The organism is Bradyrhizobium canariense (assembly GCF_900105125.1).
Taxonomy (GTDB): domain Bacteria; phylum Pseudomonadota; class Alphaproteobacteria; order Rhizobiales; family Xanthobacteraceae; genus Bradyrhizobium; species Bradyrhizobium canariense_A.
The window spans coordinates 449,669-467,890 of record NZ_LT629750.1 but is presented as its reverse complement, the minus strand read 5'-3'; the positions used below and the strand labels follow the sequence as shown (position 1 = coordinate 467,890).

At 58.8% G+C, this 18,222-nt stretch carries 19 protein-coding genes and 1 pseudogene; 10 read left to right on the top strand and 10 right to left on the bottom strand.

Translation table 11 applies throughout. The annotated features are described in order from the left end of the window. Nucleotides 1–76: 76 nt before the first annotated feature. Together BLV09_RS02235 and BLV09_RS02230 are read right to left on the bottom strand one after the other, a co-directional pair. Nucleotides 77–1,228, bottom strand: a complete 1,152-nt coding sequence (locus tag BLV09_RS02235; RefSeq protein ID WP_146686170.1) for a zinc-binding dehydrogenase — start codon at nt 1,226–1,228, stop codon at nt 77–79. A gap of 49 nt (nt 1,229–1,277) precedes the next feature. After that, on the bottom strand, nt 1,278–2,267 hold the full coding sequence (locus tag BLV09_RS02230) for an MBL fold metallo-hydrolase (RefSeq protein WP_100382602.1): 990 nt from the start codon (nt 2,265–2,267) through the stop codon (nt 1,278–1,280). An 81-nt stretch (nt 2,268–2,348) separates the two neighbouring features. Here BLV09_RS02230 and BLV09_RS02225 point away from each other — a divergent pair, with 81 nt between their 5' ends. Together BLV09_RS02225 and BLV09_RS02220 are read left to right on the top strand one after the other, a co-directional pair. Continuing rightward, nucleotides 2,349–3,605: an MFS transporter gene (locus BLV09_RS02225; RefSeq protein WP_244548943.1), complete on the top strand. Its 1,257-nt coding sequence runs from the start codon at nt 2,349–2,351 to the stop codon at nt 3,603–3,605. 93 nt (nt 3,606–3,698) lie between these two features. Continuing rightward, nucleotides 3,699–4,313 carry a PilZ domain-containing protein gene (locus tag BLV09_RS02220; protein ID WP_100382603.1) on the top strand — a complete coding sequence of 205 codons (615 nt, stop codon included), beginning with the start codon at nt 3,699–3,701 and terminating at the stop codon, nt 4,311–4,313. Nucleotides 4,314–4,329: 16 nt separating this feature from the next. On the opposite strand, the gene BLV09_RS02215 is transcribed toward BLV09_RS02220, so the two are convergent. Continuing rightward, the gene (locus tag BLV09_RS02215) at nt 4,330–4,962 is read right to left on the bottom strand and encodes a hypothetical protein (RefSeq protein WP_146686169.1); all 633 of its coding nucleotides are present in this window, start codon (nt 4,960–4,962) and stop codon (nt 4,330–4,332) included. Between BLV09_RS02215 and BLV09_RS02210 the strand changes: the two genes are divergently transcribed. Both BLV09_RS02210 and BLV09_RS02205 read left to right on the top strand, forming a co-directional pair. Further along, nucleotides 4,961–5,224: a hypothetical protein gene (locus BLV09_RS02210; protein WP_146686168.1), complete on the top strand. Its 264-nt coding sequence runs from the start codon at nt 4,961–4,963 to the stop codon at nt 5,222–5,224. The genes BLV09_RS02215 and BLV09_RS02210 overlap by 2 nt on opposite strands. A 160-nt stretch (nt 5,225–5,384) precedes the next feature. Further along, nucleotides 5,385–6,005 carry a transglutaminase-like cysteine peptidase gene (locus tag BLV09_RS02205; RefSeq protein WP_100382605.1) on the top strand — a complete coding sequence of 207 codons (621 nt, stop codon included), beginning with the start codon at nt 5,385–5,387 and terminating at the stop codon, nt 6,003–6,005. Between the two features lie 145 nt (nt 6,006–6,150). Here the strand turns inward: BLV09_RS02205 and BLV09_RS02200 are convergent, their stop codons facing one another. From BLV09_RS02200 to BLV09_RS02190, 3 genes are all read right to left on the bottom strand, one after another. Beyond that, on the bottom strand, nt 6,151–7,242 hold the full coding sequence (locus BLV09_RS02200; protein ID WP_167558593.1) for an acyltransferase family protein: 1,092 nt from the start codon (nt 7,240–7,242) through the stop codon (nt 6,151–6,153). Between the two features lie 377 nt (nt 7,243–7,619). After that, a complete protein-coding gene (locus tag BLV09_RS02195) occupies nt 7,620–8,546 on the bottom strand; it encodes a hypothetical protein (protein ID WP_146686166.1) in 927 nt (308 codons plus the stop codon). A 3-nt stretch (nt 8,547–8,549) separates the two neighbouring features. Next, the gene (locus BLV09_RS02190) at nt 8,550–10,046 is read right to left on the bottom strand and encodes an MBOAT family O-acyltransferase (protein WP_146686165.1); all 1,497 of its coding nucleotides are present in this window, start codon (nt 10,044–10,046) and stop codon (nt 8,550–8,552) included. Nucleotides 10,047–10,356: 310 nt separating this feature from the next. Between BLV09_RS02190 and BLV09_RS02185 the strand changes: the two are divergent. Next, nucleotides 10,357–11,248: pseudogene (locus BLV09_RS02185) on the top strand (alpha/beta hydrolase). A 173-nt stretch (nt 11,249–11,421) separates the two neighbouring features. After that, nucleotides 11,422–11,853, top strand: a complete 432-nt coding sequence (locus BLV09_RS02180) for a hypothetical protein (RefSeq protein WP_244548942.1) — start codon at nt 11,422–11,424, stop codon at nt 11,851–11,853. Nucleotides 11,854–12,123: 270 nt separating this feature from the next. Here BLV09_RS02180 and BLV09_RS02175 read toward each other — a convergent pair whose 3' ends face one another. The 3 genes from BLV09_RS02175 to BLV09_RS02165 are packed head-to-tail and all read right to left on the bottom strand — an operon-like array spanning nt 12,124 to nt 15,888. Further along, nucleotides 12,124–13,686, bottom strand: coding sequence for a sulfatase-like hydrolase/transferase (locus tag BLV09_RS02175; protein ID WP_167558592.1), 1,563 nt, complete (start codon nt 13,684–13,686; stop codon nt 12,124–12,126). Beyond that, on the bottom strand, nt 13,679–15,076 hold the full coding sequence (locus tag BLV09_RS02170) for a class I SAM-dependent methyltransferase (RefSeq protein ID WP_244548941.1): 1,398 nt from the start codon (nt 15,074–15,076) through the stop codon (nt 13,679–13,681). Before BLV09_RS02170 ends, BLV09_RS02175 begins: the two co-directional genes overlap by 8 nt. Continuing rightward, the gene (locus BLV09_RS02165; RefSeq protein ID WP_433994407.1) at nt 15,073–15,888 is read right to left on the bottom strand and encodes a dienelactone hydrolase family protein; all 816 of its coding nucleotides are present in this window, start codon (nt 15,886–15,888) and stop codon (nt 15,073–15,075) included. The genes BLV09_RS02170 and BLV09_RS02165 overlap by 4 nt, the downstream gene beginning before the upstream one ends. A 364-nt stretch (nt 15,889–16,252) precedes the next feature. On the opposite strand from BLV09_RS02165, the gene BLV09_RS02160 reads away from it, so the two are divergent. Next, on the top strand, nt 16,253–16,447 hold the full coding sequence (locus tag BLV09_RS02160; RefSeq protein WP_146686162.1) for a hypothetical protein: 195 nt from the start codon (nt 16,253–16,255) through the stop codon (nt 16,445–16,447). Nucleotides 16,448–16,666: 219 nt separating this feature from the next. Here the strand turns inward: BLV09_RS02160 and BLV09_RS02155 are convergent, their stop codons facing one another. After that, on the bottom strand, nt 16,667–17,035 hold the full coding sequence (locus BLV09_RS02155) for a hypothetical protein (protein WP_174556517.1): 369 nt from the start codon (nt 17,033–17,035) through the stop codon (nt 16,667–16,669). 204 nt (nt 17,036–17,239) lie between these two features. Between BLV09_RS02155 and BLV09_RS36925 the strand changes: the two genes are divergently transcribed. From BLV09_RS36925 to BLV09_RS36920, 3 genes are all read left to right on the top strand, one after another. Further along, nucleotides 17,240–17,707, top strand: a complete 468-nt coding sequence (locus BLV09_RS36925; RefSeq protein ID WP_167558591.1) for a hypothetical protein — start codon at nt 17,240–17,242, stop codon at nt 17,705–17,707. A gap of 91 nt (nt 17,708–17,798) precedes the next feature. Further along, on the top strand, nt 17,799–18,035 hold the full coding sequence (locus BLV09_RS02145) for a hypothetical protein (RefSeq protein ID WP_146686160.1): 237 nt from the start codon (nt 17,799–17,801) through the stop codon (nt 18,033–18,035). A 16-nt stretch (nt 18,036–18,051) separates the two neighbouring features. Then, nucleotides 18,052–18,219 carry a hypothetical protein gene (locus tag BLV09_RS36920; RefSeq protein ID WP_167558590.1) on the top strand — a complete coding sequence of 56 codons (168 nt, stop codon included), beginning with the start codon at nt 18,052–18,054 and terminating at the stop codon, nt 18,217–18,219. Nucleotides 18,220–18,222: the final 3 nt, after the last annotated feature.

The window sequence follows — 18,222 nt, the reverse complement described above, 5'->3', positions numbered from 1 at the left end:
CCTGCCTGCGGAAGGGTCTACCTCTTCCTTCGATGATCCTTACGCTGGCTCTGATCCCCGACGCTCACACTCCGGTTCACTCAACCAGCTCAGGCCACGGCACGATCGTCGATTTCACCGTCTTCATCGCCATCGCATCCGCCACCGCGCGACCGATGCCTTCCTCGCTGAACGGGTAGATCGTCTGCATCTCCAGCCAGGGATATTTGTTCCGCGTGCGGTAGAGCATGTCGACGCCGAGCGGCAGATCGTTGCCGGTAAAACCCCACGAGCCCAGCACGTTGAGGTCCTTGGTGCAGATGCGATGCCAGGAGGTCTCGATCGAGCCGGCGTCGGTGAACTGACCCATCTCGACATAGGTGCCGCCATCGCGCAGCATTTCGATGCCCTCGGGGCCCGCGGTCGGATGCCCCGAACAATCCATCGCCAGATCGGCGCCGAAGCCACCGACGATGTCGCGCACGGCCCTGATCCGGGCTTCCGGCGTCGTCACTTCCTCAATGTCGACAGTGGCTTCCGCACCGAACTTGCGCGCCAGCTTGAGCCGCGGATTCTCCGGCGCGCCGACGCAGATAACGCGCCCTGCCCCCATTTCCTGCGCGGCCGCGACCGCGAGAATGCCGATTGGGCCGGAACCCTGGATCACGACGGTATCGCCCCAGCTAAATCCACCGGCGCGCGTGGCGCGATTGAAAGCGCGGATGCAGGAGGTCAGCGGCTCCGACAGCGCGCCGAGCCGCAATGACATGTCGTCGGGCAGCTTGTAGATCTTGGTGCCCGGCAGCATGTCGAGATCGACATAGACATATTCGGCCCAGCCGCCCCATAGATGCGGCGCCTTGTCGAAGCCGAGATAGCGGCCGTAATAGACCGGCGTCAGGCACTTGTTGGCGCTTTGGGGATAATGGATGCAGTAATAGCAATGGCCGCACGGCATCAGCGGCGGGATCATCACCTTCGATCCCACGGTGAGCGGCTTGCTCATGAAGTCTTCGTTGAATTTCGAGCCGATTTCGACCAGCACGCCACCGATTTCGTGGCCGAGCGTAAACGGCCACGGCAACTGCTTCGGCCAATGCCCTTTGAGGATGTGCAGATCGGTGCCACAGACGCCGCAGGCGCCGACCTTGATCAGCGCCGCCTTGTTGGGAATTTTTGGCCATGGCACGGTGCGAATGACCGGCTGTGCGCCGGGTCCATCGTAGGTGCATACGCGAATCTGCTCCATGGACGCCTCCTCTTTTGCTCTTTGCTTTTCTTGTTGATGTTCAGACCAGCTATTGCCCCGCAACCGGTGGCTTGATGGCGGTGCCATCAGGCGCGAAGGCTTTGACTTCGTCGGAAATCGTGAACGACATCAGATCGCGCCCGACCAGCAGCGGCCCGTCATACGTGGTCCGCGTTCGCGCGATCAGTGCCTCCTCCGGCACGTCCTGTACCGGCGGCAGCGTTGCGAACACGATGTGGGAGTAGACCGCGAGCTTCGGTTTCGCGGTTGAGAAAATCTTGCCGGCCTCTTCGGGCGAGGTGTGATGATCTTCGATGGCGCGGTAGTTCGGATAACTCTTGAGGAGTGTCGGATCGATGATGGCCACTTCGTGGATCAGCAGATCGGCGCCCGCGGCGGCTTTCGCCACACGCTGGTCCGGCCTGGTGTCGCCCGATAACACGACTTTCTTGCCGTCGAACTCGATGATGTAACCGAACGCCGGCTTTATCTTCTCGCCGTGATTGACTTCGATCGCCGTCACCTTGACGCCGTTGTGGTCGTAGGCAAGGCCAGGCTCGATATCATGGGCATCGAACGCCACCCCCGCCGGCGGATAATCCTCGTCGGCGACACGAATCCGGATGTCTTCTGAGAAAGCCTTGGTGAGATTCTCCGTCATCGCGACCGTGCCTTTGGGACCGTAAATCACCATCGGCGATTTACGCGAGCCATAGGGCGTTCCGATCCAGCCGGTCAGCCACATGTCCGGCAGGCCGACGACATGATCCGAATGCAGATGCGTGATGAAATGCGCCGTGATCGAGCCGAGCGGAATTTTCTTCTGAAACAGACGGATCGACGAGCCACGTCCGAAATCGAAGATCAGCCGCTCGGATCCCGCTTCAACCAGGGTCGATGCGCTGAAACTGCTGAGGCGTGGCGTCGGCGTTCCCGTGCCGAGCAGCGTCACCTTGATCTCGGCAGCATCAGCTGCCCCCACCCAGGCGAATGCCGTCAGGACAACGGCGGACAGCGTCAGGCCCAGCCTAACCCGCATTGATCGTTTCCTCCGGCCCTTCGGCAATTTTTTGGTTTTGCGCGGGCCACGCGAACTTAAGTGAATTGATTGGAGATGCCAATGTCGGCAACGACGTCGTTCGGCACCGGCCGTGGATTGACAGGCGTGGATTGCGGTCTCAGGTTGCGTAGCAATCTCTGGGGGAGTGAGGCATTGCGTAATCGCTGGGGCATTCTTGCCGTCCTGTTCCTGGTTCGCCTCACGATGGGCTTTCAGTTTCAGAGCGTCGCCGCGGTCGCGCCGCTGCTTGGCCGCGATTTCGGTGTTGGGCTGGCCGACATCGGCATACTGATCGGCCTGTATTTTACGCCGGGCGTTGTGCTGGCGTTGCCGGGCGGCGCCATCGGGCAAAGATTCGGCGACAAAGCCACGGTGCTTGGGGCACTGCTGCTGATGCTGATCGGCGGCGTTGCGATGGCGCTTTCGACTTCGTGGAGCGGTCAGATTGCCGGACGGCTGATTGCCGGCGCCGGCGGCGTACTGCTCAACGTCCAGATGACAAAAATGGTGGCCGACTGGTTTGCCGGCCATGAAATCGCAACCGCAATGGCGATCTTCGTCAATTCGTGGCCGGCCGGGATCGCGGTCGCGCTGCTGACGCTGCCCTCGATCGGCACCGCCTATGGCGTCGGCGCGGTGCATCTCGCGGTGGTCGCTCTGATCGGACTGGCAACAGCTCTTCTCGCCGCGGCATACCGGCCGCCTCCGAATTCGGTGATCACGGCGGCGACATCGGCGCGGCTCGACCGCAACACCGTGATCGCCGTGATCATCGCGGGCCTGATCTGGGGTCTTTTCAATGTCGGCATCGCCGCGATCTTCAGCTTCGGGCCCTCGATGCTGGTCGAGCACGGCTGGTCGGTCACGGCGGCAGGATCGGCCATCAGCATCGTGCTGTGGTTGACGGTGATCTCTGTTCCCGTGGGCGGTTTCCTGGCCGACCGGACCAAGCGACCTGAATTCATCCTGGTTGCCGGCTGCATTTTATTTGCGGCACTGATGATTTTGCTCTCGCGCAGCGGCGCAGTGATCGCGGTTGTCATCGCGCTCGGCCTGGCTTGCGGTCTGCCGGCCGGCCCTATCCTGGGCCTGCCCGCGCGGGTGCTGCAGCCTGGAAATCGAGCGGTCGGCATGGGGCTTTTCTTTACCGTCTATTATGCCGCCATGATGCTGGGACCCGCCGCCGGCGGCGCCTGTGCGAAATGGGCCGGCACCGCCGGTGCTGCGCTCGATTTCGGCGCCGCCATGATCCTGGCATGCCCCCTCATTCTGTGGGGCTTCAATCGCACCCCGGCCGCGGTGCCGAAGGCGGCGTGATCTGCGCGTCATGCAACCCCTGCTAACCGCTCATTAACCTTGCTGGCCGTAGGGTCGGAGCGACACCGAAAAGCCGGTTGTCGGGTGGCGAAGATGGCGTTGGCGCACAAAAAATCTATTCTTCCGGCCGCCGAAGAACGGCGGCGTTTCCAGCGCGTCAAAGTTCATCTGCTCGGCCGCTATATGCTGCCGGACCGCCGCGAGTTTCCCTGCCAGATCATCAATATGTCGCCGGGTGGATTAGCCCTGCTGGCGCCCGGCATCGGCAATGTCGGCGATCGCGTGATCGCCTATCTCGACCATATCGGCCGCGTCGAAGGCAAGATCACCCGCATTATCGACAACGGCTTTGCCATGACCGTGGGCGCCACCCCACGCAAGCGCGACAAGCTTGCCGCGCAGCTCACCTGGCTTGCCAACCGCGACATCCTCAACCTGCCGGAAGATCGCCGCCACGACCGCATCATTCCGCGCAACCCGATCGCGGTGCTGACGCTCGAGGACGGCACCAAGATGACCTGCCGGATTATCGACATGTCGCTGTCCGGCGCCGCCATCGCCGCGGAAAACCGGCCACCGCTGAAATCCTCGGTATGGCTCGGCAAGGTCGCTTCCCGGGTCGTGCGTAATCTCGAAGAAGGCTTCGCGCTCGAATTCCTGCACGAGCAACTCGCCGAGACGCTCGAAGACAGCGTCACCGCGCGGTAAAGTGGTCCCCCGCGGGTTATTCGCCGCGCCGTGCCGGCTTGGACAGATAATCCTGCGATTGCGCCTCGCTCTTGAGCGGCGTCACTTTGTCAGGATCGATCCGCACCATGAGATAATCGATGTGATCGTCGATCCTGGTAAACCAGTGACCGGTGCCAGCCGGAATGACGACGACATCGCCGGCCTTGATCTCGTAGGCGAAGCCGTCGCGAACCTCAGAACCGTTGTTTCCGGGACCGTTGAATTCGACGACCGTGCGCATGGTCGCCGGGCGGCGCTGCCGGTTGACGATATCAGGGCCCAGCACCAGCGTCGCCGCGCCGGAAATGACATGGTAGACTTCGCTGATCTGGTCATGTTCGGCGACTGAATCCGGAGCCGGCTTGTCCAGCTTGCCGCGATGGACCATGCCGATGCCGATATGCGCCTTGCCGATGTCGATGTCCCGCACCTGCTGGTCGAGCAATTTCTCCGCGAGCGCTTTCTGCGTATAGCCTGCAAGTTCGCTGGCCGGAATGTAGGTCCCGGGGCACATGGTGCAGGTCGGCTGGGGATCGGTGGGATTTACCCGGACGGGATCCTGGGCCAGCGCCGCCGTGCCGATCAGGAGGCACAGGGCCGCCGGCAAGCTCCAGACAATAAGCTTCATGACCACCTCGCTGTTGCCGGCAGCATGCACGGACTTCGCATTTTGCCAAGTTCTCAGCGCATCACCGAAGACAGCGTTACTGCAAGGTAAAGCCCCGCGCACCGCGATTGCCGGCTTTTCCCGTGGCCGGGAGGTAATATCCCACAACACCGAGGCCGTCTTTGTGCCGTTTGGCGCGACCCGTGCACGGTTAACGCCGCCCGCCATGCTGCTACAAACCGCAGCATTGGCGCGGTCGCGCCGGTTAATGCGTAAAATTTGAATCAATTGCAATTACTTCGAATTTTAATCGAATTCGATTCAAGTATAGATCGAATTAACCTCTGCTTTTACTTGCATTCGCGTCAAATGTACTTGCCTGACTTAGCGGCGGCGAAAAACCTTTGTGCGAAACGTGGTCCCAACAAGAAACGGGGGCCACAATGTTTGGGTTCAGGGGACAGGGGAAAGGGTTGGCGATCGGCGCCATCCTGTTGGGAATGAGCGCAACGGCTCATGCCGGCGACGAACGAGTTCTGTATGCGAGCCTTGGCGACACCACGCGTGCGCCGATCGGTTGGGTCGACTTCTGCGCCGACACTCCCGAGGAATGTCCGAGCGGCACGTCGCAACCACGCGACATCGTGATGTCGCAGACGGCATGGCGGGATCTGGTGCGGGTCAATCACTGGGTCAACGAAAACGTCAAGCCGATGACCGACATGGATCATTGGGGCGTGATCGAAAAATGGTCGCTGCCGACTGACGGCTACGGCGACTGCGAGGACTACGTGTTGTTGAAGCGCAAGATGCTGATCGACGCCGGTTGGCCGCGCGAAGCGCTGTTGATCACGGTGGTGCGCGACAAGAAGGGCGAAGGCCACGCGGTGCTGACCGTGAAGACGGACAAGGGCGAGTTCATCCTCGACAACCAGAACGAAAACGTCGTGGCCTGGACCGAGACCGGTTACCGCTTCATCAAGCGTCAATCGCAAAGCGATCCGAACGTGTGGGTCTCGCTTGGCGACAACCATCCTGCGGTCGCCACAGCCAGCGCCCGCTAACGAAACAGGACATCACAGGACACGCGACCCGGTCACATCCCCACCCCTCCCCGTCCCAGACCGGTTCGCGCGCGGCCAGCCTTCCCCCAAAGGCTGGCCGCACTTTTTTAAGAGTTGTAAATACTGATTTTATTGTGGAAGGGGCTTATTCGACAGTCAGCGGTCGACTTCTCAGCACGGGACGCTGCCTTCCAATAGCCTTCCCCAGTTCGATGGCGGGCAACTCAATCCATCGATGGATGAACTCCGACGCGACAACCGTGCCGACGAACGCCATTGCGCCGACCGCCAGCACCGAAGCGAAACCGGAAAGCCGGTACTGCCAGCTAATGAACAGGGCGATGACCATAATTGGCGCGTGGATGATGTAGACTGCGTAGGATCTCATGCCCGCGGCCCGCGCGAAGCGGCTATCAACGATGGCCCACATCTTTGGCTGTAGAAAATAAGCAACCATTGCGATCCAGATTGACAAGACCGCAAGTCGCTTATCCAAGACCGCGAGACCGCAGAAACCCAATACGATCGCGAACGGATATTTTTCCAGACGTGGAGCCATCGGCATCGCAAGGCGCGTCGCTATTCCAAGGAGAAACCACAAGCCGGCACCAGGCAAGAAGCTTGGATTAGAAAATACTTTCGAAAGAAACAGTTTGTAGGCGATCGCCGCAACGAGTGTGATGGCTACTACGAGCAACGGCTTTCTTTGGATCGCCCACACCCAGACCGGTGCAATCAGGTAGAATTGCCATTCGAGTGACAGGCTCCAGGCTGGCCCCAGGAACATGTACTGGCTATCGGGCAGAATGTTATTTGGCACCGCACCGTGCAACAACGAAATGTGTGCCAGAAGATGTGCCGCGAAGTTATTGTTGAACTGATCTTGCTCCAGCATGAAGTGCCGAATCACCCAGTCTGGTGTTGTCGCGGAGGCGAGAATGGCCTGATACAACATGGTCGACGTCGCAATCGCGAGCAGCAGAGCCAACAAATATGCGGGGTATATTCGCAAGAACCGACGCGTAATGAATGTTGGAAACGACTCCTTCTTTTCCACGATCAGATGTGTGATCACGAAACCGCTGATGATAATGAACACTAAAACCGCATCGTCCCCGGCTTCATCGAATATTTTTGCCTTCGGAATCAGCGTCTCGAGGCCAGAAACCTCCACGAGGTGAGCAAAGACGACAGTCCACGCCAGCCACGCGCGCAAGCCCTCAATTCCTTTGAACACAACCTGCCCCACCCTATTCCGCCCAAGGGCGATACTCGGGGCGCTACTATTGGTTGTCAACGGCCTTTCGGTATTGTTGTCCGCTCACCAAATACCGGTTGCGAAGGCGCTACTGCCGACGCGGACCGAGTCCCATTTGAGGCGTGGCAGGATGCCTGGGACGCCATCGTGAAGAAATACACGATGTCGAAGCGCGGCAGTTGCCGCCGCCACAGAAACCGAACACCGTCAAGAGTTGCCCGTTCGGAACGATGTTCGCCAGCCACGATGCGTGGCGGTAGCCTTATCCCTCGCCAACACACCACAGCTCGTGCAATTCGTCGCCGGCAGGCCATTTAATGGTCACCGCCGATTCGGGCGACGGCTTCGACATCGGGTTAGCGCAAGGACTCCCTCACCAGCTCGTAGACTTTCCTGGTGTAAGCCAGGCGAACACCGGGACGAACATGGTTGATGGTATTTCCGAGATCTGCGTCGGGAATTGCAATCGGCGACGGGCGAATGACTTTGATGCCCGTGCGCTCAATTCGGTCTCCCAGATTCTCAATGAACTCCTGGTTTTGCTCAACCACCAACTTCACAAGCGGGCCGTGCATATAAAGACAATTCAGACCATGCGTTTCACAGAGCTTGGCGATCTTGCCGAAGAAGACATCATAATCGTGGGACGATTCCGGTTCCCACGTTATCGTCGCGGTCTTTGCCAGGTGCAGCACATTGTTCGATGGCTCCAGATAGTCATACTTGCTAAAAGAATCCGGGACCGCCACACGCCCCCCTCGCAAGTATTCAATCCCATCCATCAGGAACTGCTTGTCAAAAAGCTGCACGGCCGCCGTTTTCGCCACCTTCAACGAGATTTTCCGATTGACGGTGAACAGCATCTGCGGATGCCGCCGGGATGCCTGAACAAAGCCCTGGATCGGACGATCATGAATTTGTGAAATCGAAACCGAGAACGTCTGCGGAGTCAGGGAGATCAAAACATTCTTTGGATGGACTTTCGACAGCAGCTCGGTCAACAGGACATAAACTCCCCCGATGCCGTAATCGTATCCAGTCAAAGCCATGTTCAACGTCTTTTTGCCGCTCAGATCGGAAAACTCTTCCGCGTCGAGCGCATAGCCGATCGAGCTGTCACCAAGCACGATGGTTTCAGCTTCGGACGCCAGAGCGATCTTGGATTCCTGGTACCGCAGCAACTCGCATTTGAAACATGCGTAAACGCCGGTCCCGGCCAACGACATCATCACGAGGATGGGGACTATTATGATCGCGGCAATGGTGACGAGATAAGATTTCATGCATCAAAACTGAAAATATATAAAGTCGCCGACTCTTTTTTCAAAAATGATCGTCGCCAGCGATGCGACTGCCATTGTGCCGACGACAATGGCGGAAGCGACGGTCGGCCGCCACAGCACCGCCCAAGGAGCTGCGCAAATTGCTGACGGAGTGCCCAGCGCCGGCTTGTATAGCGACATGATCTCCTGTGTGTTTGGCAAAAACCACGCTATCGCCAACGCCGCTGCCGCGATCGCAGTAACGTCGCCCGATGGCAGATATGATCCAACCGGATCGGCAGGCGAGAACGTCGTGTTCAATCCAAGCATGCTTTGGGCGATGCTCAACGCCGTGCCAAAGGTTGGGGAGCGAAAAAAGACCCATGCGACGGTAACCAGCAGAAACGTCGTGAGGCGTCCCGTCAGGATTGATAACCGGCTTTTTGTCGGGTTTTCCCCGATCAGCAAGTGCCAGGCACGGTTTGCCATCAGATAGATGCCGTGAAGACCACCCCAGACCATAAATGTCCAGGAAGCACCGTGCCACAGGCCGCCGAGCAGCATAACGATCATGACGTTGGCGAGCCTTCGGGTCTCGCCCACGCGGTTGCCTCCCAGCGGAATATACAAATAGTCGCGCAGAAAGCGCGATAGGGTCATGTGCCAGCGTCGCCAGAAGTCAGTGATATTGACGGCCTTGTAGGGCGAGTTGAAGTTCAGCGGCAATCTTACCCCGAAGAGCAGCGACAATCCGATTGCCATATCGGAATATCCGGAAAAGTCGAAATAGATCTGGAGCGCGTAGAACAATGCTCCCGACCATGCCTCCAGCGTCGAAAAGCTGGCTCCCTGCCCGGATGCGTCGAATATCCTGTGAACGTGCGGCGCGAGGCTGTCGGCTATCATGACTTTCTTGAAAAGCCCGATGAAAAAGACGGACAGCCCGATAGCGAAATTTTCGATTCTTGGGCGGAAGGTTGATTGGGCCGAAAACTGCGGCATCATCTCGGCATGATGCAGAATTGGCCCCGCGACCAAATGCGGAAAATACGAGACAAAGAGTGCGTAATTCAAGAATCGTGTTTCGCTGACTTTGCGTTGATAGGCATCGACCAGGAACGCGACTTGCGTAAATGTAAAAAACGAAATGCCGAGCGGTAGCTCGATCTTCAATGGATCGATGTTGACGACGTGGAGGCTATCGATCGTATAGATGAAAAGATCGAGATATTTGAATATAAAAAGGCAGGCCAGGTTGGCTGCTATTCCGAATGTGACGACCGCGAAACGGCGACGATCACCGATCCATGCACGCGACAAGGCGCTGCCGATCAAGTAATTGACGATGATCGAGGGGACGAGGATGAGAAGGTAGTGGCTGTTCGTCTGAGCGTAGAACACCAATGACGCGACAGCGAGAAAAAACAGAGCAAGCGTGCGCGAGACCGTACCAAACAGGAAAAAAATCAACAGGGTCGCCGGCAAGAAGACGAAGATGAAGGAGACTGAGTTGAAGAGCATTCGTCGTCCGGCGTAATCTGACCCTGATAACCCTGCGGCGAGTAGCGCAACTAGCGCGCGAGATCAATGGGGGCCACGACCCTAACCACGTTCGACTAAGACGTGATCGCTCCCTCAAGTTCGAGCCATGAAATTGATCGGTGACAGCCCGTTCGGCGATCCGGAAGCCGCCGCGCGCAAGCTCTACGCAATTTCCTGCTCTCGGCCTCCGTCCGGGTCTGCTATTGCTAGTCTCACCGGATATTTGGGTGTGCGATCGGGTTTGCTCGGGAGAAGCTGACCTTTTGGGAGTCTTTCTGGAGAAGCAGAATTGGCCCAAACCGAGATTGATGCCATCCGCGCATTGCTGGGTTCAAAGCCCCGACCGGTCGGATGGTCACAGCGGCGCCAGCGCATCGACGAGGTGGGATCGGTCTGGCCGATCGCCGGCGACGTGACCTGTGAGGCCGTCGACTGCGATGGCGTACCCGGCGAATGGTCGCTTGCACCCGGCAGCGATCCATCGCGCGTCCTGATGTTCTTTCACGGCGGCGGCTACTGCTCCGGCTCGATTGTCAGCCACCGCAGGCTGGTGACGGAAGCGGGCCGCGCGGCAGATGCGCACGCTGGCGATCGGGTACCGGCTTGCTCCCGAGCATCCCTATCCGGCCGCCCATGAGGACGCGATGACGGCATGGCGCTTCCTGCGCCGACAGGGTATCGCGGCCGACTGCATCGCCATCGGCGGCGATAGCGCAGGCGGCAATCTTGCGCTTGGGCTCATCAACAGCTTGCGCGGGGCTAACGAGGCCCGACCTGCATGCGTGTGGCTTCTCTCGCCATGGACCGATCTTACGATGTCCGGCGCGACACACGACACCAAGGATGCCGTCGATCCGCTCATCCACAAGGCCTATCTGGAAGAATTGGCGGACGCCTATGCGCCCAAATCCGTCAGCCGCGAGAACCCGATGATCTCGCCGCTATTCGCTGACCTCAGGGGTTTCCCGCCCGCCCTGATCCAGGTCGGTTCGGCCGAGACGCTGCTTGCCGACGCCACGCGGCTCGCCGCAGCCGCTGGATCGGCCGATGTCGAGGTAACGCTGCAAATCTGGCCGCAGATGATCCACGCTTGGCCGATGTGGAATGCGCGACTGGAAGACGGCCGGCTGGCGCTGGCAAGTGCTGGCCAGTTTATCCGAACCCACCTTCGAAAGCCCTGAGGGCTCCCGCGGATACCCCGGCAGGAGCAACGACTTATCTCGCTTTTTGCACTGCACACTTGAATTAAGTACTGGAACTTTCAGGGCGAGTCTGGCTTTCTATTGCCATGCTTGACGTCCCTCCGGCTGACGTAAAGGCTGATGGTATCGCGCGTTTCGGCGGACAGCCGATTATGCTTGCGGCCGTGGCGCTTGTCGTCCTGGTGGTTGGCGCCGGATCGATTTCCGTGTGGCGGGCCTATAGCGGCGCTTCGCCCGAGCAGGACCTCCGCGCCCTAGCCACGCGACAGATTCAGGCCCGAGCGGTTCAGGCCTCCGAGCAACTGATCGAGAAAACGAAGGCCTTGGATGTCTCCCAGCAGGAGGCCATCGACCAGTTGCAGGCGCTTCAGGATCAGATGGAAACCGTCAAGCGGCTGATAGCGGCGCAGCAAAACGAGGCCAAGCGACTGACGGATCAGGTTGGAAGTCTGACCAGCGCCGTCGAGAGCCTCAGGCAGTCGTTCGCCAGCGCCCAGCCCACTGAATCGGCCAGTCAGCCTTCGCCTCGACGTACAAGCCGATCCCACGCCGCCCAGCGCAGACGGGTTAAATCAGGGACTTAACGGCAGGATAGCCGCAGGCGGGGCGCCCGCCGCGCGACTTCCCCACGGCCAACCGTGACTTTTTTGAGCCATTTGTGAAATGGATCACAGTCTCCAGACCGGGAACTGGGCCATGATGTCGGCACCGGGTGGCGAAAGCCGATTTTAATATCCGGGCAGGGCAAGGCCGCATAGGCGTTATACTCCGCCTGCGGCCTTGTTTTTTTGTGGGCTGCCGCGGCGTAGGCGACCTCCTCCGCCCTCCCCGGGCGGCGGCCTGGAGCGCCCCGGCTATTCCGAATCCATCCGGTATTCGTGAACGCTTGTCATGTCGCCATGCCAGACGACGAACTGCCGCGATACCTTATCCGGCAGACTGCGATCCGAAATACAACTCAACACGCGAGAGAATGTATTAACCAGATCGACGGTTCCTTGCGCGTAGCTCGAACAGGCTGCGGGCATGCGAAGCGCGTTCAATGCGCCAAACCGTTCCTTCAGATCCAACTGGTCCCAGGCATCGAACGGTTTCTTGAACTGGCCGCGAAACGCGGTGCCATGGTCCGATTGAACCACAATGATCGCCTGGGGATCTCTTTGAACCACGGTCTTCAGGAGCGCAATCGCCTCGTCGTTCACACAACCCAGTTGATCCAGGAAAGCGGACCTGTCCTTCGAATTCCAATCCACGAGATCCGGTGTAACCACTCTCACGGAACAATCGCGTCGGAAGCGGATCGGCGGATGCGGAGCCAAGACGTGAGCGTACAGGAAAAAGGGCTCGCCATGTTCAGGCACGCTCGAAAGCTTGTTGGTCAGCTCATGTACCGCCCCCTTCATAAACGGCGATTGATCGGCCGATCTGTTCGCGAACGCGGCGATCAAATCCATCAGAGGGGTTTTCGACAGAACGGCCAGGTTGAATTCGTCAAACTGGATGACTCCACCGTCAGACTGAACGTTGCCCTTGATGCAAATCGCTCCTTCCATGGGGCATTGAGTCAGATTGTCATACCCGTTCTCGAAATGGATGTAGCGATAGCCCATCGATCGCATCGTATTGACGACAACGTTTTGGCCACGGACGGCGCGATATAATTCCGCAGATGGCGGCATCTTGAGCGAGGATCCTGTCCCGCTTACCAGAAACCCCAAGGAAACCGTGCTCGATATCGAGAATATCGTCTCCGGAAAACTCGCCAGCGCATGATCGTAGACGGTGAAGTCGAGACCCTTCAAACTCTGCACGAACGGTTCGTTGTCAAAATTGAAAAATTCCTGAAGGACATCCTGCCGCGGATAACCATCCAGCACGATCCAATAGACATTGGGAGTCCTGCGCGCAGTCAGGGCGAGCGCCTTGGGATCGTTCACCGTGACGGGATGCGCGCGCGCCTGAACGAGGCTCATCGCGGCCGGCACCACATAAATGATGCCGACCAGCGCCATCGTCGGCAGAACAACCGCTTGCCTGGAGAAAATGCCGACCAGCACGCCGATCAATAGGGTTGCAACAGCCCAGCAGCCCACCGAAAATTTCAGGAAATTATCGTCGCCGACGAGGGTTTTGATCTCATCGTGGGAAACCAGCATTTTTATTTCGTCGTAGGAAAACGCCATGAAGGATATGACGGCGGCGACCAGAAATATCCGGGCGATTGGAAACGACCGAAACACCGCCTTGGCTGCCAGCGAAATCACGATCGCGGTCGCCAGCACCATGAAATACCAACGAAGGGTGCGAGACGCCCCTTCGAGGCTTTCAAAGTTTATCCGGTAAAAATTCAGAAAAGCCACGCCCGAGAACAGCCCGAGGACGACGACGGAGAGGCAAATCTCGAATATTCTACGCACGGGACGGATTTTTCGCATAGACATAGAGCGTCCGTCCCGACGAGGAAACGACTTCCTTTTTCTCGATGGCCGCGCGCTTGGTCAATTCGCATTCGAATTCAGCTTGCGAGTATTGATCGAAGATGTCCTGCCGGATGCTCAGCATGCGCTGGACCGTCGAATCGCTCTTCGGAACGAACTCCACAACGCCGCAGTCAGCCAGACCGGTCATCCAGTCCAGAAGCATCGGCAGCGGCACGTTGCGGCCGATCGCAATGTGATGCTCGATCGCCAACGCCAATATGGCGTCCGGTTTGCTTCTGGAAGTCAGTCCGGCGCGCTCTTTCTGGTTCCACCCCTGGCTTGGGCTGGGGTTGCACGCATCCATCAGAAGCGGCAGAAATTTCAGATTGCTCCGGACAGAGCGTTGTACGGCAAGGCTGAGCGCGCCGTGATCGCTGTCGAAACCGACGGCAGTTTGGGCGCCGGCACGCAGGGCCGTCTCGCTATAGCGGCCGGTGTTGCAACCGAGATCCCAGACCATCCGGGGCCGCAAGCGGGCAATAAAATCCGCCACGAAGGATTGCTTGCGTCTCTCCTCTTCCGGCAAATAAGAATTTTCGACCTCGTAGCTGCTCCAGGTCGTCGTCTCCGTTGTAAATGGATCGCGCATTCCCGCAATCCATGTCCTGAGATTGCGCAGCATGAATTGAAGGGCCTTCATCGGCAATTTTCGTTGTTTTGCCGTGGCTATTCTTGACGGATCGGATCGGGCAGAGCGCTGCAGCCAAACCGGAATCAGAACCTCGGACCAGACGCGCCACGACAGCTTGTGCTTCGGACGGAGCGCACGCGCCAGATCCTCGGATGAAATCCCCTCAAGCGAGCCCCGATACCAGGCATTGAACGGGATCTTCAACAGTGAAGTGAGCAGGAGTGGATTGAGGAACTGCTCACAGAACTGGCGCTGGCCGAACCAGAGCTGGCCTTCGCTGTACGAGACCAGCGACAACGGATCGATGAAGATCGGTTTGGTCCCGATGAATTGAACGTTATATGCACTGGCGTCCGTCAGCGTAAAACTGGATTCAAGCGCCAGAAGGTGAAGATCGAGGTGAAACAGCGCCGCGCGCTTCAAAAGCTCAAACGGCCATTCATACGGATAGGATATAAAGTCGATCGGCTCGTGCTCGAGGACGCGCTGCGAGATATCTCGAATAGCCGGCTCGGAAGATACGTCTGTCGGCACCAGCCACTTTTTAGCGACCAGTTCGGCCAGGAAGCCGGAGGACTTCAACCATTCGAATGAACTGAATGCGTCCTCCCGCAGCACTCTGAAGATTCTGTCTCCGTAATGCGCAACGTAGCCGGAAGGATCGCGAAACGACCCATGGTCACGTACGATTATCATGAGCCAAGCACTTTGTACTTTGCGAGCCAGGCCTGCATCTGGCGCCACGCGTCCTCGGCGGCTTCCTTGCGATAGCTCGCCCGATAGTCGGCATGAAAGCCATGTGGCGCACCCGGATAAATCTTGAATTCGGCGGTTTTCTTGTTTTCGGCGAGCGCAGCCTTCAGCGCCTCGACGGTTGCAACGGGAATGCCGGTATCAGCCTCTCCGTACAGACCCAGCACCGGCGCCTTCATGTCGGGGGCAAGCTGCGTCGGGCTCTTCGGCCAGAGCGGGTTCGGCGGATCGACGGGCGGACCATAAAACGCGACACCCGCCTTGAGCGCGCTACTATGGGCGGCATATTCCCACACCGTGCGCCCGCCGCGACAGAATCCAATGATGCCAAGCCGGCTAGTATCGCCGCCCTGCAATTTGGCCCAGGCCACCGTGCTGTCGAGATCGGACAGCAGCTCCGCGTCCGGCTTGGCGTTCACGACCGGAAGCAATTGCGCGATGTCGGAAATCTTGGTGAGGTCGACGCCCTTGCGGAAATAATAATCCGGCGCGACAGCGAAAGCGCCGAGCTTGGCAAGACGCCGCGTCACGTCCTTGATGTATTCGTGCAGACCGAAAATCTCCATCGCCACCAACACGACCGGCGGATTGCTGACGCCGCTCGGCCGCGCGAAATAGCCGGGCATCTCGCCATCGGCCACTTTTATTTTTGTATCGCCCGCGGTGAGGCCATTGGTATCGGTCTTGATGACGTCGGCACGCACAGGTCCGGCGGCGAGCGTATAGCCCGCGGTGACAGCGGCCGATGCGGTCATGAATCCGCGGCGCGAAAACGGCGCGACTTTTGTCAGTCCGACGACGTCGGATGTCAGGAGTTCGTCGCTCATTGTAAATTCCCCGGGTCGTTGAGAGGCGCATTCAGCAAAGTAGCTTTGTGAAACGCAAATCACCTGCTTGCGAGCAGACAATCCGTTGCTCGCGAACGGGCAAGTCGCCTGCTTGCAGGCGTTACCGATCGTCGCGCGTCCCCCACCAAGAACGTGTCAAATCCGGCGCTTAAATCAAATTAAATAAAGTTCACCTCGCAATGCAAAAACCTTCATTGACGATGCGTGTCACGACACTGATAGTCCGCCGATGAATCGAAAAGTAAAATACATCCTGCTGTGCTTCGCGCTCTTGAATTTCACGATCGCGGGCGTATCGGAGGCGGCTGCCTATTTGGATCCCGGCACCGGAAGCATTATTTTTCAGGGTGTTATCGCCGTTGTGGCGTCAGGTCTGGCGGTTTTCGCCACCGCATGGAAAAGCGTCTCGCGTTTTTTCAGCGGCTTGTTCCGCAGCAATGTTGAGAAACATTCCGACAAAGAATAACCGGCGCCCGGCAGGCAGTCCGTTTATCGCGGCGAGCAAGCAGAGACCCAAGCTAACCCACATGTTAGTGAACGACGTCTTGATCAGCGAATTCAGTTACAATTAGAAATCTTTATACAATTAGAAATCTTTATAATGAGAGGACTGCAAGTCCGCCGTTGCGGACAATTGCAATCCTCTATTTCAGTTCAATGCCGGATATATTCCGAGCGATCCAAATCAGCCGCAGATCTCGACAGGCCTGATGCGCCAGCCGTACGGCGTATGTACACGGCGCCGCACGATGTAGCAGCTGCTCTCGTCGGCGTAATAATCGTCGTAGTACGGATAACCGTAGCCGCCGTAATAGCCGTAGGGGCCATAAAGCCCGTAGCCCAGACCCAATCCCAGGCCAAACGCACCTACCCCGTAGCCAAAGCCGCGGCCGCGGAAACCTCCGCCATGAAAACCACCACCGCCAAAGCCGCCGTGGAAGCCGCCTCCACCGAAGTGCCCTCCACCGAAGCCGCCACGTGCGAGTGCGGCTCCGGGCATCAGCAGGCCAATCGAAGCGGCTGCTGCCAACGCTAGAAAGGTTTTACGCAACATCATCATCTCTCCATGATCAGAAATGGGCTCTCAGCATCACGACTCCCAGAGCCGGATTACGCTCCGAATGTAGGCCCTCCTGTGGCATCATCCACGAGGAGTCTTGCTCAATTCTCCGCGACCTCATGCAATTGGTCGCGGTTGGTTAATCAACAGCCTCGGCAAATACTTTTGAGCTTGCTGTCGAGCTGTCGATCTTCGGCCTTGATCGCAGCGTCCGTGTCTTCGCGCCGCGTCGATGAACCGGCGCTTGCGCCGCTACCGGAAGCCGATCCCGCTGCGCCTGTGGTGACACCAGCGCCCGAATTTAAGTTGGCGCTCGAAGTCGCAGGCGAGCCCGATGCGTTCGCCGTGCCGGCGCTGTTGGTGCCGGATGCCGGCTGCGACACAACCTTCGATGGATTGCCGGCGCCGCTCGGGTCGTTGCCGGAGTTATTGAGGCCGCCGACATTCGCCGGCCCGGACGGCACGCCGCTGACGCCGGCCGTCCCTGCTCCGGCCGAACCGGCGTTCGGCGAACCCGCGGCCGTGCCGCTGCCCGCCGAGGCCCCGCTCGCGGCTCCGCCGGCACTTTGCGCGAACGCAGCAACGGGCGACGTCAGGAGGACGATTGCAGTAAGGGCGGCCGCTACGGTTGTCCTGTTCATTGGAAAATCTCCTTATGCGAGCTAACGGCCAAGCAAATCGTCAGTTCCTCGCGGGAACAATTCTGCTCGATGGCGATTGGATCGGCGTCCGCTGCGGCGCAGGAGCAGACTGACGGGTGCGCAAATTGATCGCTTTCGACGACGAAACCTTCGATAAGCTGAAGCAGCTCGGCCGCGACCGCATGGCGACGATTCAGGAATTGGCGGACGAAGCCTTTGCCGATGTGCTAAAGAAGCATGGCATTCCCGTCGATCTCAAGGATGCGCTTCGCAAGAGTGCCGCGAACTCGAAGACGGCGAACCTGAAGACGGTGTCGCCAACCAAGCGCCCCGCAAAACGAGATCGAGCCTGACCAGGAAAACGAAATCATGACCACCGATCCCGATCCGTTTGAGCAAGGCCAGCGCGCCGCCCGAGAAAATATTCCGGCGGGAGGCAACCCCTATCAGGACGGCAGCCAGGAGCATGCGCTGTGGGCCGCTGGTCACGAGGAAATCGCCGGCCCGGCCGAAGCCGACGAATCCGAGGGCAGCTGAAGC

Coding starts and splice junctions, on each gene's coding strand:
- BLV09_RS02165 (WP_433994407.1), bottom strand. CDS start 15,888: ATGACCGCATCGGCCGCTGTCACCGCGGGCTATACGCTCGCCGCCGGA.
- BLV09_RS02210 (WP_146686168.1), top strand. CDS start 4,961: ATGACCACCTCGCTGTTGCCGGCAGCATGCACGGACTTCGCATTTTGC.
- BLV09_RS02225 (WP_244548943.1), top strand. CDS start 2,349: ATGTCGGCAACGACGTCGTTCGGCACCGGCCGTGGATTGACAGGCGTG.
- BLV09_RS02180 (WP_244548942.1), top strand. CDS start 11,422: ATGCTTGCGGCCGTGGCGCTTGTCGTCCTGGTGGTTGGCGCCGGATCG.
- BLV09_RS02230 (WP_100382602.1), bottom strand. CDS start 2,267: ATGCGGGTTAGGCTGGGCCTGACGCTGTCCGCCGTTGTCCTGACGGCA.
- BLV09_RS02215 (WP_146686169.1), bottom strand. CDS start 4,962: ATGAAGCTTATTGTCTGGAGCTTGCCGGCGGCCCTGTGCCTCCTGATC.
- BLV09_RS02205 (WP_100382605.1), top strand. CDS start 5,385: ATGTTTGGGTTCAGGGGACAGGGGAAAGGGTTGGCGATCGGCGCCATC.
- BLV09_RS02190 (WP_146686165.1), bottom strand. CDS start 10,046: ATGCTCTTCAACTCAGTCTCCTTCATCTTCGTCTTCTTGCCGGCGACC.
- BLV09_RS02155 (WP_174556517.1), bottom strand. CDS start 17,035: ATGTTGCGTAAAACCTTTCTAGCGTTGGCAGCAGCCGCTTCGATTGGC.
- BLV09_RS02235 (WP_146686170.1), bottom strand. CDS start 1,228: ATGGAGCAGATTCGCGTATGCACCTACGATGGACCCGGCGCACAGCCG.
- BLV09_RS36920 (WP_167558590.1), top strand. CDS start 18,052: ATGACCACCGATCCCGATCCGTTTGAGCAAGGCCAGCGCGCCGCCCGA.
- BLV09_RS02195 (WP_146686166.1), bottom strand. CDS start 8,546: ATGAAATCTTATCTCGTCACCATTGCCGCGATCATAATAGTCCCCATC.
- BLV09_RS02170 (WP_244548941.1), bottom strand. CDS start 15,076: ATGATAATCGTACGTGACCATGGGTCGTTTCGCGATCCTTCCGGCTAC.
- BLV09_RS02220 (WP_100382603.1), top strand. CDS start 3,699: ATGGCGTTGGCGCACAAAAAATCTATTCTTCCGGCCGCCGAAGAACGG.